At 37.5% G+C, this 13,312-nt stretch carries 13 protein-coding genes and 2 pseudogenes; 10 read left to right on the forward strand and 5 right to left on the reverse strand.

Annotated features, from left to right (window positions below; all coding sequences use genetic code 11):
• Positions 1-371: 371 nt before the first annotated feature.
• The 5 genes and pseudogenes from EG365_RS05500 to EG365_RS05520 all read left to right on the forward strand — a co-directional run.
• Positions 372-764 (forward strand): annotated as a pseudogene (locus EG365_RS05500) (YfiR family protein); the annotation flags it as partial.
• 73 nt (positions 765-837) lie between these two features.
• Positions 838-1,928, forward strand: a protein-coding gene (locus EG365_RS05505; RefSeq protein WP_085940413.1) for an IS4-like element ISAba1 family transposase whose coding sequence is annotated in 2 segments (ribosomal slippage) — positions 838-1,378 and positions 1,378-1,928 — 1,092 coding nt in all. Because the reading frame shifts where the segments join, the coding sequence is not laid out codon by codon here.
• Between the two features lie 4 nt (positions 1,929-1,932).
• Positions 1,933-2,064: pseudogene (locus EG365_RS05510) on the forward strand (YfiR/HmsC family protein); the annotation flags it as partial.
• Positions 2,065-2,069: 5 nt separating this feature from the next.
• Positions 2,070-3,293, forward strand: a complete 1,224-nt coding sequence (locus tag EG365_RS05515) for a diguanylate cyclase domain-containing protein (protein ID WP_002014284.1) — start codon at positions 2,070-2,072, stop codon at positions 3,291-3,293.
• Positions 3,294-3,307: 14 nt separating this feature from the next.
• Positions 3,308-3,787, forward strand: a complete 480-nt coding sequence (locus tag EG365_RS05520) for an OmpA family protein (protein WP_001097560.1) — start codon at positions 3,308-3,310, stop codon at positions 3,785-3,787.
• Between the two features lie 47 nt (positions 3,788-3,834).
• On the opposite strand, the gene EG365_RS05525 is transcribed toward EG365_RS05520, so the two are convergent.
• Positions 3,835-4,845: a metallophosphoesterase gene (locus EG365_RS05525; protein WP_000267335.1), complete on the reverse strand. Its 1,011-nt coding sequence runs from the start codon at positions 4,843-4,845 to the stop codon at positions 3,835-3,837.
• A gap of 106 nt (positions 4,846-4,951) precedes the next feature.
• Here EG365_RS05525 and EG365_RS05530 point away from each other — a divergent pair, with 106 nt between their 5' ends.
• A complete protein-coding gene (locus tag EG365_RS05530; RefSeq protein ID WP_000079188.1) occupies positions 4,952-6,577 on the forward strand; it encodes a phospholipase D family protein in 1,626 nt (541 codons plus the stop codon).
• Here the strand turns inward: EG365_RS05530 and EG365_RS05535 are convergent, their stop codons facing one another.
• Complete coding sequence (locus EG365_RS05535) at positions 6,578-7,387, reverse strand: lysophospholipid acyltransferase family protein (RefSeq protein ID WP_000195146.1); 810 nt, start codon at positions 7,385-7,387, stop codon at positions 6,578-6,580. It abuts the gene before it with no gap.
• A gap of 203 nt (positions 7,388-7,590) precedes the next feature.
• On the opposite strand from EG365_RS05535, the gene hflX reads away from it, so the two are divergent.
• The 4 genes from hflX to EG365_RS05555 all read left to right on the forward strand — a co-directional run bounded on the left by hflX (position 7,591) and on the right by EG365_RS05555 (position 10,552).
• Positions 7,591-8,925 (forward strand): ribosome rescue GTPase HflX, encoded by a 1,335-nt coding sequence (gene hflX / locus EG365_RS05540; protein ID WP_000456884.1) that lies wholly within the window; start codon positions 7,591-7,593, stop codon positions 8,923-8,925.
• A 42-nt stretch (positions 8,926-8,967) separates the two neighbouring features.
• Complete coding sequence (locus tag EG365_RS05545) at positions 8,968-9,339, forward strand: hypothetical protein (protein ID WP_000357904.1); 372 nt, start codon at positions 8,968-8,970, stop codon at positions 9,337-9,339.
• Positions 9,340-9,349: 10 nt separating this feature from the next.
• Positions 9,350-10,024 (forward strand): LrgB family protein, encoded by a 675-nt coding sequence (locus EG365_RS05550; protein ID WP_000480818.1) that lies wholly within the window; start codon positions 9,350-9,352, stop codon positions 10,022-10,024.
• An 84-nt stretch (positions 10,025-10,108) separates the two neighbouring features.
• A complete protein-coding gene (locus EG365_RS05555; RefSeq protein ID WP_000514366.1) occupies positions 10,109-10,552 on the forward strand; it encodes a DUF2147 domain-containing protein in 444 nt (147 codons plus the stop codon).
• A gap of 41 nt (positions 10,553-10,593) precedes the next feature.
• Here EG365_RS05555 and EG365_RS05560 read toward each other — a convergent pair whose 3' ends face one another.
• From EG365_RS05560 to pdxA, 3 genes are read right to left on the reverse strand one after another with little or no spacing between them, the layout of a single operon-like run.
• Complete coding sequence (locus tag EG365_RS05560; RefSeq protein ID WP_000167241.1) at positions 10,594-11,433, reverse strand: symmetrical bis(5'-nucleosyl)-tetraphosphatase; 840 nt, start codon at positions 11,431-11,433, stop codon at positions 10,594-10,596.
• On the reverse strand, positions 11,434-12,246 hold the full coding sequence (gene rsmA, locus EG365_RS05565) for a 16S rRNA (adenine(1518)-N(6)/adenine(1519)-N(6))-dimethyltransferase RsmA (protein ID WP_000284347.1): 813 nt from the start codon (positions 12,244-12,246) through the stop codon (positions 11,434-11,436).
• 23 nt (positions 12,247-12,269) lie between these two features.
• Positions 12,270-13,253 carry a 4-hydroxythreonine-4-phosphate dehydrogenase PdxA gene (gene pdxA / locus EG365_RS05570; protein WP_000017232.1) on the reverse strand — a complete coding sequence of 328 codons (984 nt, stop codon included), beginning with the start codon at positions 13,251-13,253 and terminating at the stop codon, positions 12,270-12,272.
• Between the last annotated feature and the right edge of the window lie 59 nt (positions 13,254-13,312).

Genomic DNA, 13,312 nt, shown 5'->3' on the forward strand with positions numbered 1-13,312 from the left:
GATCTTCTTACTGGTTCGTCACCAGCAAGCTAGGTCGGCTATATTACTCTTAATCTCTTAAAAGTCAACAGGTAATTTCGATATTTTTAAAACTTATTCTCTAAACCATCTCATCATCAAATTCATCACTTAAAGCAATCAACCTAATCACAAGTAACTGTTTTTCAACAAGTTTCTATCTGCATCACCGCCGATGGATGTGCATTATAGACCATCTCTCTCCCTTTGCAACCCCTTTTTCTAGCATTTCATATCAAGCGGTCGTTTTTTAGGCTTTTTACTAGATATTAGATGAGATATTAAACTTTTTTTAGTTATTCAACTTCATGTAGAATAGATTATTCGTGCAATTGATTTGGCATTAACTCACCATGTGGCACTCCGCTAAGAAAGTATTATTTTGCATACTTGTAGTGTTTGCTACGAGTGGGCCTGCTTATGCCAATTCAAAACATAACTTTTATGTGCTCACTTTATCTATTTTAAGTTATAGCAAATGGGAGAATGTAAGCACGCCTACTCTTTGCGTAATTGATAATGCATCAATTACTTCTACCTTCCAGTCTTATATTCAACAATTATCTTATAATTATCGTGTACAAACCGTTAATGCTAAAGATTTTTCTAAATCGCATTGCCAGGCTGTTTATTTCTCTACTACACCACCTCAGCAGCAACAAAACTTAATTCAGAATTATCCATATCGTTCTTTGCTTTCTTTAAGTATTAATAACCCAGAATGTGAAGTTGGTAGTATCTTTTGTTTCTCTGTACACGATAAAAATAGATAACTCATTGAAATAATGTCATAATAATTGTTTTCTAACGACGAATACTATGACACATCTCAATGAGTTATATCTTATCTTAAACAAATATCTAAAATGGAACAAGTCACATTTAAAGTGCTTTGCGCTCATCATGCTTGTGATTATTTTAAAGCAAACATGTAATCTTTCTTCTGCATCTAAAGCCTTGCCCATCAAGTGCTTACCACAATCATTTTATCGACGTATGCAGCGCTTCTTTGCAGGTCAGTATTTTGATTATCGTCAAATTTCTCAGTTGATTTTCAATATGTTTTCATTCGACCAAGTGCAACTGACTTTAGATAGAACCAATTGGAAATGGGGAAAACGAAATATTAATATCCTGATGCTCGCAATCGTTTATCGTGGAATAGCGATACCTATCCTTTGGACATTGCTTAATAAACGTGGAAATTCAGATACGAAAGAGCGTATTGCTTTGATTCAACGCTTTATAGCCATTTTTGGTAAAGACCGTATTGTGAATGTGTTCGCAGACAGAGAGTTTATCGGTGAGCAGTGGTTTACATGGTTAATTGAACAAGACATCAACTTCTGCATTCGTGTTAAAAAAACTTCATTGTCACCAATCATTTAGGAAAGAATCATAAAATTAGTGATTTATTTCGCCATCTTAAAGTTGGTCAAATTGAATGTCGTAAACGACGGATTTTGGTTGGTCGGGTGAAACTATATATAAGTGCACTACAGTTAGAAAATGGAGAGCTTTTACTCGTCGTTTCTCCTCAGTTTAATGCCAATGCTATTCAGGATTATGCATTACGCTGGGAAATTGAAACCTTATTCAGTTGTCTCAAAGGACGCGGGTTTAATCTTGAAAATACGCGCTTGACAGACCCTAGACGAGTGAAAAAATTGATTGCGGTGTTAGCTATAAGCTTCTGTTGGTGTTACTTAACGGGTGAATGGCAACATGATCAAAAAAAAGCGATAAAAATAAAGAAGCATGGACGACTCTCAATGAGTTTATTTCGCTATGGTTTAGACTATGTTCAAATGGCGATTCAGCGTTTAATTGGTTTTGGGAAAAAAGAAGAGTTTAAGGAAATTTTGGCAATTTTAAGAAGGCAGAACCCTGATAGGATAAGGGTTCTGTGAAATTTGTCGTGTACAGAGCTTTTGTTTATATAATCAAAATAATTACACCACTTTTAAAGTTAACTTAGATGCATTAAGCCATTCCAAGGTCCATATTGATCCAAGGGTTTTACTCTTGGCTAAGAACGCGGAGTAAGGATTATGATATCTAAGTTGTATCAATCCACTTCGCTACATGCACTTTTTAGAAAGTCTCAATTTACGATCTTTGCTATAACTTTCTTTATTTGCTCTTTTACATTTGTATCAATTTCCGTTTTTACGATGGAAACTTATGCAAAACAAAATTTGCAATTACTTAGCCATACTCTTCTTGAGCGTATTCAGCCTGCCGTTGTGTTTAACGATAAGATCACGATCGAACAAATCTTAAATGAATACACAAATGATCACTCTATTCGAGCAATTCATATTTATGACTCTGAACATCACCTGATTGCTCAAAGTTTTAAGTTGTCGAGTCAAACTTCGGTGTTAGAGAAATGGTTTGATCACTGGTTTTTAAATGAGCCGGTACATTTGACGATTTATCATCATCAACAGAATGTAGGTGAACTCACCCTTTTTGGTAGCTCTGAAAAAATATTACAATTTTTAAAGATGATTATGGTCGGCCTTGCTATTGCGATGCTGTTTATTGTTTGTGCATTGTGGTGGTCAGTGAATTTGACTTATCGTCAAATTATGCAAGCGATTTATCCACTCACAAATATTGCTCAAATCGTGAGTGAACAAAAAGCTTATAACCTTCGTTTTCCTTATAACCGAATTAAAGAGTTTCAAGATCTAAATACAGTTTTTAATGAGTTACTTGAAGAAATTCAGATTTGGGATAATCAGCTGCAAAAGGAAAATCGTAAATTATCGTTTCAAGCTCATCATGACCAGCTGACCCTATTACCGAATAGACATTATTTTTATCAAATACTATTAGATATGTTTGAAGATAAGGATTTTGATAATAAGTCAGCCTTATTGTTTATAGATAACAATAACTTCAAATCAATTAATGATCAGTTCGGACATTTAGCTGGTGATGAGGTTTTAAAAGAGATGGCGAAAAGGTTACAAACGCGTTTACGTCATCAAGATTTTATTGCCCGTTTAGGCGGTGATGAATTTGCGGTTATTTTGCATTCCATTACGCATGCCGATCATTTAATATCTATTGCTGAAAATTTACTCGAAAGCTGTAAAGAACCTTTGCATCTAAATGATCAAACGATTTATTTCAGTTTTAGTGTAGGGATTGCTTTATCCCAATTTGCGTCTAGTCCAGAAGATTTTATTATGCAAGCAGATCAAGCGATGTATAAGGCTAAGACTTCTGAGCAACATTGGTTTATTTATAAACCAGAGAATTAAATTTAGGCTAATTTATGAATACAAGATCTTTGAAACTCTCCTTTATTGCATTGCTGTGCATTGCGCTTGCAGGCTGCTTGAGTTTTGGTCCTTTGAAATATCGTCAAGTAAAAATGCTAAAAAAAGAAGGGTTTGTACTTACTAATGAAGGCTGGACTCTAGGTTTACCAGAACGCTTATTATTTGATTTTAATGACGCAACATTAAAACAAAGTCATGAAGCAGAGCTTACACGTTTAGCAAATCAATTAAATAAATATGATTTGAATAAATTAAAAATCGTTGGTCACACTGACGATGTAGGTAATCCTGAATACAACCAAAAGTTATCTGAAGAACGTGCACAAAGTGTGGCGAACCTCTTCTTGACTCACGGTTTTAAAAAGGAAAATATTTACGTTATTGGACGTGGTTCAACTCAACCGTATGTACCGAATACAACCAATGAAAATCGGGCAATTAATCGTCGTGTTGCTATCGTAATTATTCCTTAAATTTTCCATTATAAAAAAGCCAATCCTTTGTGATTGGCTTTTTTATTTTATACAAGTTCAATAATATCAATAGTAGGTGGTACACGAAATCTTAATGGTATTCCAACCATACCTGTTCCTACGGTAACAAATACATCGGCGTGTTCATGCGAATAGAAACCACGTTTATGGCCTAAAATTGATACTTTTTTCATAATATAGTTGGTTACCCACGGAAGTTCGACCTGCCCTCCATGTGTATGACCTGACAACATTAAAGGGCGATTAGGTAATTTAGGGACCATATCTACCGTATCGGGGTTATGGGAAAGAATTAACCATGGTTTATCTTGAGGTAAGTCTGGCATTGAACGCATATCAGTTTTCCCTGCCCATAAGTCACCAATCCCGATTAAACGAAACTCATCAAACTCAACAATTTTTCCTTCAATGTCCATTACATCATTGTAGTGAAGTGCATCTTTTAATAATTGTTGAATAGGCGGACCTGGATATTGCTCGTCATGGTTCCCTGGAACTGAATAAACTGGAGCTTTAATATCTTTAAGAACACTCAGTTCTTGTACTAGCTTATCTTCTGGCTCATAAGTCCAGTCTCCTGCCACAACTACTAAGTCTGGCTGTTGTTCATTAAGCTTTTTCACAATGATTTTGAGTTGACGTTCATGCCCAGAGAATAGGCCTATATGTAAGTCTGCAATTAAAGCGACTTTTACAGGTTTAGCAAAACGACGATCTGGATTTAAACGATATTGGTGAACATCGACACGTACCATATGTGGCTCTATAAAACGTGCGTAAATGAGAATACCGCTTAATAAAAAGATAAAAATGGTTTCATGAATTGAGTAATAACCTATCCAACCGGCATATAAATTAAAGAACCAAAGTGGAATAAGAAGATAAGATAGATAAAAAGCAAGTAAGTGAACAAAAGCTTTAAATGGATGAATCGTTTCAGTACGTGATTGATGAACCCAGGCTTCAATAATTCCCCAGAGAGCAAGTATTGAAAAAATAAGGTAAAAACAAAAGATGATTGAATTTGGGTTCCACATTACGATTCTCGACTTATCTTATATTGATTGCTAGTAATCAAATTCAATATTTATCTTTCAATATGCACGAATTATACTCTAGCTCACCTTATCGTATGTATTGATTATGGCACAATCCTTTCATTCCAAACAGCTTCAAACTCATCAACTGGCTAATGGCTTTTTGATTAAAGCTTCTATAGTCGTATGTTCAAGTTTCGCTGTGGCTTTGACAGGTTGTAGCACATTACCCAAACATAGCCCTGAACCAATCCAATACGCACGAGATATCGATACATCTCAAACTTCTCTTTCAAAAATTATTACGCCTTTACGTGAAAAAAATCCGAATTTAACGGGTTATCATCTTTTAAATGATCCCTTAGAAGCACTCGCGGCTCGCTTAAGGCTGATTGATAAAGCCGAAAAGACTTTAGATTTACAATACTACATTTGGGATAACGATAAAGTCGGTGCTTTAGCTTTACATGCAATTATTCGTGCTGCTGATCGTGGTGTTAAAGTACGTTTATTAATTGACGATAATAATGCTAAAAAGATGGAAGGCGTGTTACTCGCGCTTTCTCAACATAAAAATATTGAAGTTAAATTATTTAACCCCTACCGTTTCCGCAAATATCGCGCGATGGATATGATTTTAGACTTAAAGCGTATCAATCGTCGTATGCATAACAAGAGCTTTATTGCTGATAATCAGGTTGCGCTTATTGGTGGGCGCAATATGACAAATCAGTATTACAACGTCAGTGACAGTTACCAGTTTTCTGACGTCGATGTCATGTTGGTTGGTGCTGCCGTTGATGATATCGTGAATTCTTTTGATGACTACTGGAATCATGAATATGCATATTCAGTCCAAAGTATCGTCAGTGCTCAACAACACCGTTTGCGCTATGAAAGCTTAAAACAACAACTTGATGCTCATTATCAACAAGCCACCGTTCAGAACTTCCTTGACTTAACCTCTAGATCACATGCTTTTGATAAATGGTTAGACCGTAATATTAAATTTGATTGGGTTAAAGCAGAGGTTGTGAAAGACTCACCTGATAAAATTAGATCAAAAGCGAAAAAAGAAGAACATTTAAATTTCCAATTGATTAACCATTTGGAAAAACCAGAAAGCAATGTTGACCTGATTTCGGCTTATTTTATTCCAGAAAAGCAAGGCGCTAAAATTTTAAGTACGCTTGCTAAAGAAGGTGTAGAAGTTCGAGTTTTAACAAACTCATTCAAAGCAAATGACGTAGCTGTTGTTCATGCGTTTTATGGAAAATATCGTAAAGAACTTTTGAAAAACGGCGTTCAACTGTATGAGTTTTTACCAACTCCAGATAAACGCGATTTAAATAAAAATACGGATGAGCTGGCAACTAAAGCGAAAGTAAACATGAAAGGTTTAAGCCGCTCAAGTTTACACACCAAACTTATGGCATTAGATGAACAGGTTTTTATTGGTTCATTTAACTTTGACCCACGTTCGGCGTATTTAAATACTGAAATTGGCGTAATTTTAGATAGTCCATCACTGGCCAAAACAATTCACCATACGATGGATGAAAACTTAAACAAATATGCTTATAAATTAAAGCTCGATCCAAACAATCATATTTACTGGCAACAGGAAACTCCAAAAGGCCCTGTAATTTATAAAAAAGAACCAGAAATGAAATGGTGGCAAAAGGCAGGCATGAAACTACTATCATGGCTGCCACTCGAAGGTTTTATGTAATTAAATTTTTGGCTTAAGTACTTTTTTATGTAATTGAGCCAATCCTTCAACCATTTTTTCTTGTACTTCTTGAGTCAAACTTTTTACATCATGGCCTTCTACCGAAATAGGAGGAAGTGTAAGTAAATGAGCTGTTACCTTCGGCATTTCTAGCACACGTTGAATATGCTCAACGAATGACATCTCACCAATAAATGGTGCAACGGTATCTAACTCACCATGACGGTTTACGTAACAGATTAAACATACCTGTACCGGACGCTGAGCTTCGATAGCAGCTCCGAGTAAACGACCATGAACCCGCTTAACAGAATGGCCATCTGTAGTAGTCGCTTCAGGGAAAAATAAAACTGGAATATTTTGTTTTAAAAATTCGGTAATTTGCTCTCGAATTTTAATGGAGTCACCTGATCCACGTTTAATAAATAAGGTACCCCCACCTTTCGCCAAATTGCCAAGAATAGGCCACTTTTCTATCTCGGCTTTAGCTAAGAAGAAGACACGTGCACCTGAACCTAAAACGGCGATATCAAGCCAAGAAATATGGTTACTCACCCATAAAGCGGGCTCTCTGGGGATTGTGCCATGTACTTGAACTTCAAGATTAAATACTTGGCATAAACGACGACAGAAATATTGAACATATCGAGTGTTAACAGGGTTATTTGGATCTTTATAAAGTCCATGACGATAAACTAAGTAAAAACCTTCACTGATTGCCGCAGTCGCTGAAGTAACTTTTTTTCCGTATAAACCTATTTTTGAAAATTTCTTTAACGTTGAATTCACTATACTTTGCGTTTGAGTCATAAAATTTCACTAACGATCAATCATTGTTATACCCATCTCGAGCCATTCTATACGTTTCGGAATAAACTTGCATCGCTGTGTGATAGACACAAATAAAAATAAAATGCGCTGTAGTTAATCTAAAGAATAAGAGTAAACCCTTTCCCCTTTTGTCCAAGTTTCCTCTAGAATAAAGTTTTACCTTATTCAGGATTTATAGCCACGTGGAATATGTTGATCGGCATCAAGGCGGTGAACGCACAATATTAGTGAGTGTGTCTGTACAATTATTAGATGATCTGGATGCCGAAGAATTTGCTCTACTTGCACAGTCAGCTGGTGCAGATATTCTTGAGCACATTAAAGTTCAACGTAATAAACCGGACCCTAAGTTTTTTATTGGTTCAGGTAAAGTTGACGAGATTGCAGAACAAGTTCAGGACTTAGAAGCAAGTCTTGTTATTTTTGATCATGCATTAACCCCTGCCCAAGAGCGTAATTTAGAAAAGATTTTAAAATGCCGCGTTATTGACCGCACCGGTCTCATCTTAGATATTTTTGCCCAGCGTGCGCGGACCCATGAAGGTAAATTACAAGTTGAACTTGCTCAGTTAAAACATTTATCAACCCGTTTAATCCGTGGTTGGTCTGCTGATTTTGAACAACAAAAAGGTGGTATCGGTTTACGCGGTCCCGGTGAATCACAACTCGAAACAGACCGTCGTCTCATTCGTGTTCGTATTACCCAGTTAAAAGATAAGTTAGAGAAAGTCCATCAAACCCGTATGCAAGGTCGAGCTGCAAGACAAAAAGCTTCGATCCCAACTGTTTCATTAGTCGGTTATACCAACGCGGGTAAATCAACCTTATTTAATATTTTAGCGAAAAGCGATGTGTATGCAGCCGACCAACTATTTGCAACACTTGATCCAACCTTACGTCGTCTAGAATGGGATGGAATTGGTACGGTGGTCCTAGCAGATACTGTAGGGTTCGTACGAAACTTACAACATGATTTGGTCGAATCATTTAAAGCAACTTTAGAAGAAACGCTTGAAGCGACCCTGCTTTTACATGTCATCGATAGTAGTAGTCATGACATGCTTGACCAGATTGAAGCCGTTGAAGGTGTATTGAAGGAAATTGGAGCGGATGCACCCGTACTTCGTGTTTATAACAAAATTGATTTGAGTGGCGAAGAAGCGAAAATTATTTATTCAGAGCCTCATGTTCCAGATCGTGTTTATGTATCTGCACATTCAGGTTTAGGTCTAGATTTACTTCGTCAAGCCGTACAAGAATGTCTAATGGGACAACTTCAACACTTCTCATTGGTACTTAAACCTGCTTATGGCAAATTGCGTACTCAACTTTATGCTTTAAATGTCATTCAATCTGAGCATTATGACGATGAAGGGCTATTACATATCGACATACGAATTGCACCTCATAAGCTTGAGCAGTTAATTCGCCAAGCCAAACTCCCTATAGATGAGATATTAGGTGAACGCGCAAGTCAGTTTAAAAGACCACTGGAAGAGTTTGAAATCAAGCACTAGATCAGTTAAAACTTGATAAGTAAACTTTTAGAGATAAAAAATATGGATAAGATCAAAAGTATAGACTGGGCAGCATGGGTAGGAACCTTACTACTTATTATCGGTTTTCGCGAAGGCTCAGTCGTCGTTATGCGTGCTTTTGGTCATCCAGAGTTAGGCAATCTGGTAGGTTTAATTAGTTTACTTATCGTTTTACTCATTTGGCGTAAATTTAAGAAAATCCCGCTAAGACTTGTCGATACTAATAATAAAGTCATGAAAGAAAGTGGTTTTGCTTTTTTACCCATTTGTGCAGGCTCCTTAATTATGCTGGTGCATATGGGTAAAGAAATTCCGCTATTTCTTTTTGTTTTGGTAGTGAGCACCCTTATACCCTTGTGGGTCTATGCAAAAATGGCAAAACATTGGTTATAAGGAGAATAAAATGTTTATGATTCTTTATGGATTTTTGATCACTTTAGTTGGCTACCTTTGTGCAAAACCATTAAACCGCCGCTTTCCTCAAGTTCCTCTTTTAGTTTTCGGCATGTTCATTGTCATTGGGCTATTGTCAATCTTGAAAGTTCCCTATGAAGAATATCGACTTTACGTAAATGATTTATTCAGCCATTTATTAGGATATGTCACGGTTGCTTTAGCTATACCTTTGGCTGCAATGCGTTATGACGATTTACCTCTTAAATCGGTGATTGGTATTTTATGCTTTGCCAGCATTAGTGCCGTTGCTTTACCAATGGGCCTTGCTTACCTACTGCATATGTCTGAGCCGACTATTTTGGCATTTGCGACACGTGCAGTAACCACCCCAATTGCTTTAAACATCGCGACCTTATTACATGCTCCAGAGACATTAGTCACTCTCATTGTAATTTTATCCGGAGTTATTGGTGCAGCATTTTCACCATTTTTACTTAAGCATATACACGATGAAAGAGCTTCAGGTTTAGCTCTAGGCTTAGCTGCACATGCAATTGGAACTGCTCAGGCTTGGCAACGTGGACCTGTAGCAGGCCGTTATGCGGCATTTGGTATGGCATTAAACGGTGTATTTACTGCTATTTGGCTACCAACCTTCATGTTATCTTTTGGAATACACTGATTAAAAAGTAGTTTAAATAAACATTGAACCCGTTATTAATTACAAATAAGATGGACCTTTCAAATCTAAAAGGATTTTTTGATTATGGGGAAATTTTTTGTTGGAGCTTTGCTCCTAGTGGGAATAAATACAGCTACTTTTGCAGCTGATATTACAGGTCTTTGGCAAACGATTGATGATAAAACAGGTACACCTAAAGCACATGTAGAAATACGGAAAGAGGCAAATGGTACTTATGCAGGTAAAATCGTAAAAATAACACCACGCCCAGGTTATACGCCAAAAGAAATTTGTGATAACTGTCCTGCACCTTATACCAATAAGCCTATTTTAGGCTTAGATATCGCAACCGGGCTCAAGCAAACTGATAATTCAACCTATACAGGTGGAAAAATTCTAGACCCAAATACTGGTAAAGTTTACGGATTAAAAGCAAAACTCAGTGCAAATGGTAAACGTCTACATATGCGCGGTTACCTTGGGGTATCTGCTTTAGGCCGTAATCAGATCTGGATTCGCCTAGAATAAATATCTTAAAAATAAAAAAGCCGCTTCAGCGGCTTTTTTTATTACATAACAGGATTGCTCACAGAAAAAACTTGTTGATCTTCAAGACGATAAGCAATTAAGTTTTTACCCCATACACAACCGCCATCAACATTTTGGATGTGCTCACTAATAGTTCTACCCTCTAGAGCAGCCCAATGTCCAAAAAATATTTGATGGGTTTGTGCAGCCTTACTTGGAAATTCAAACCACGGTAAATAACCTTCTGGCATTGGTGCATCTAAAGTATCTTTAAAACTAAACTCCAAAGCCCCTTCTGCATTAGTTAAACGCATACGAGTTAAGTAATTGGTAATACAGCGTAAACGTTCATTACCTGTCAAATCATCTGTCCAAAGATCGGGTTTTGAACCATACATTTCAGCTAAAAATGCATCTAGCACAGATAAATCATCATGCGCCAATACAGCCTCAACTTCTTTTGCCAATGCAGCAGTTTTTTGTGCATCCCAAATACAAGGTACACCTGCGTGCGTCAGTATTGTTTGTTCATTTGGAAATAAACATAACGGCTGTTTACGTAACCAATCGATAAGATCATCACCATCCACGGCGTCAATAACATCCTGCGTGCGATCTTTTTCTTTAATTTCCTTAAGACCACGAGCACCGGCAATCAGGGTTAAATCATGGTTACCCAATACGGTAGCAGCAGCCCCTCGATCAGCTAGTTTTTTAATAAAACGTAGAGCACCTACAGAGTTTTCACCACGTGCAACCAAGTCACCAGCAAACCAGATAAAATCTTGATCAGGGTCAAAACGTATTTCTTTTAATAGCGCTTTGAGTGCCTCAAAACAACCTTGCACATCTCCAATTACATAGTTATAGCGCTTAGTCATTTATGCCACCATTTGATCTGCCAAAGCCACAAACTCTGCAAGAGTTAACGTTTCTGGACGAGCCATTGGGTCGACTCCTGCTTTCTCGAAACCATCCTCTGCCAACATGCCTTTAAGACTGTTTCTTAGCGTTTTACGGCGCTGAGTAAAGACGTGGGCAACCAAGCGAGCTAAAGCTTTTTCATCTTTCGCCGTAATTGGTTTTTGTTCGTAAGGAACCAAGCGAAATACTGCACTTGTCACTTTTGGTGGCGGGTTAAATGCGCCTGCTGGAACTTCAAATAAAAAGGTAGGCTGACAATAATATTGGATCATGACTGATAAACGGCCATATTCTTTTGTATTCGGTTCAGCAGTAATACGTTCTACCACTTCTTTTTGCAACATGAAGTGCATGTCTTTAACTTGGCTACCAAATTCCAAGAGATGAAAAAGTAATGGTGTAGAAATGTTATAAGGCAAATTGCCGACAACGCGTAATGGACGCCCATCTTTTACAAGCTGACTAAAATCATATTTTAATGCATCAGCTTCTACGATAGTTAAACGTTCTGGATGTGGCACGCGTTCAGGTAAGCCAGCAGCTAAATCACGGTCTAATTCAACTACAGTTAATGCATCACATTCTCCAATTAGAGGAGAAGTTAAAGCAGCTAAACCTGGACCAATTTCGACGATATTATCACCCGTACGCGGATTGACTGAGCGTACAATTTTGGCAATGACTCGTTGATCATGTAAGAAGTTTTGACCAAAACGTTTACGAGCTTTATGCCCTTCATCTTTCGGGTTTAGGGCATTAATTTGATACATAGAACATTTCCAACATGAAAAATTTAACTCGCTGCCAAAGATAAAGCTAAATCGACAGCGACATTTAAACTTGAGCTTTTTGCCAATCCTGTCCCAGCTAAAGACAGAGCAGTACCATGATCGACCGAAGTTCGAATAAATGGTAAGCCCAATGTGATATTGATGGCTTCACCAAAACCTTGTGATTTTAACACAGGTAAGCCTTGATCATGGTACATCGCAAGAACAGCGTCAGCATTTTTAAGATGTTCGGGCGTAAATAAAGTATCAGCTGGCAAACTTAAACTTAATTTAACTCCCTGTGATCGGTAGCTTTCAAGTACCGGATTGACCGTATCAATCTCTTCACGTCCCAAATAACCATCTTCGCCTGCATGAGGATTTAACCCACATACTAAGACTCGAGGATCATTAATTTTAAATTTGGTCTTTAAGTCGTGAAGTAAAATATCAATCACTTGATGCAAGCGTTCTTTGGTAATTGCATCTGCAACATCTCTTAATGGTAAATGAGTGGTCGCCAGAGCCACCCGCAACGTTTTCGTTGCCAGCATCATAACAACACGCTCTACACCTGCAAATTCTTGATAATATTCAGTATGTCCACTAAATAAAATCCCTGCATCATTAATCACCGACTTTTGAACAGGAGCAGTGGCTACACCGACGCTCTTACCAGACATAGCATAATCAGCTGAGCGACGTAATTGCTCTAATACATAAGCGGCATTAGCAGCATTAAGCTGTCCATCAACGACTATAGTTTCTAGGGGTACATGTTCTATATAAAGCTCGCCTTGCAAAGACGATTCAGCTTGTCCGCTATACTCTAAAAATTTAATGTCCAGACCAAGCTTTTGAGCGCGTTGTTGTAATAGATTTCGATCAGCCAAAACCACAACAGGACGTTCATCAACCCGTTTTGCCAGACTCAAACAAATATCTGGACCAATACCGGCAGGTTCACCGGAAGTGACATATAAAGGCAGCACAATCACCCCCGACACATCTCTAAAATTTGAATTATTTTAACATATCCTACATTCATCGGATTAGGGATAAAATT

The organism is Acinetobacter sp. FDAARGOS_494 (genome assembly GCF_003812225.1).
Classification (GTDB): Bacteria; Pseudomonadota; Gammaproteobacteria; order Pseudomonadales; family Moraxellaceae; genus Acinetobacter; species Acinetobacter baumannii.

Excerpts from the sequence above, each read along its gene's own strand:
- EG365_RS05515 (WP_002014284.1), top strand. The coding sequence starts at position 2,070 with ATGATATCTAAGTTGTATCAATCCACTTCGCTACATGCACTTTTTAGA.
- EG365_RS05520 (WP_001097560.1), top strand. The coding sequence starts at position 3,308 with ATGAATACAAGATCTTTGAAACTCTCCTTTATTGCATTGCTGTGCATT.
- EG365_RS05525 (WP_000267335.1), bottom strand. The coding sequence starts at position 4,845 with ATGTGGAACCCAAATTCAATCATCTTTTGTTTTTACCTTATTTTTTCA.
- EG365_RS05530 (WP_000079188.1), top strand. The coding sequence starts at position 4,952 with ATGGCACAATCCTTTCATTCCAAACAGCTTCAAACTCATCAACTGGCT.
- EG365_RS05535 (WP_000195146.1), bottom strand. The coding sequence starts at position 7,387 with ATGACTCAAACGCAAAGTATAGTGAATTCAACGTTAAAGAAATTTTCA.
- EG365_RS05545 (WP_000357904.1), top strand. The coding sequence starts at position 8,968 with ATGGATAAGATCAAAAGTATAGACTGGGCAGCATGGGTAGGAACCTTA.
- EG365_RS05550 (WP_000480818.1), top strand. The coding sequence starts at position 9,350 with ATGTTTATGATTCTTTATGGATTTTTGATCACTTTAGTTGGCTACCTT.
- EG365_RS05555 (WP_000514366.1), top strand. The coding sequence starts at position 10,109 with ATGGGGAAATTTTTTGTTGGAGCTTTGCTCCTAGTGGGAATAAATACA.
- EG365_RS05560 (WP_000167241.1), bottom strand. The coding sequence starts at position 11,433 with ATGACTAAGCGCTATAACTATGTAATTGGAGATGTGCAAGGTTGTTTT.
- rsmA (WP_000284347.1), bottom strand. The coding sequence starts at position 12,246 with ATGTATCAAATTAATGCCCTAAACCCGAAAGATGAAGGGCATAAAGCT.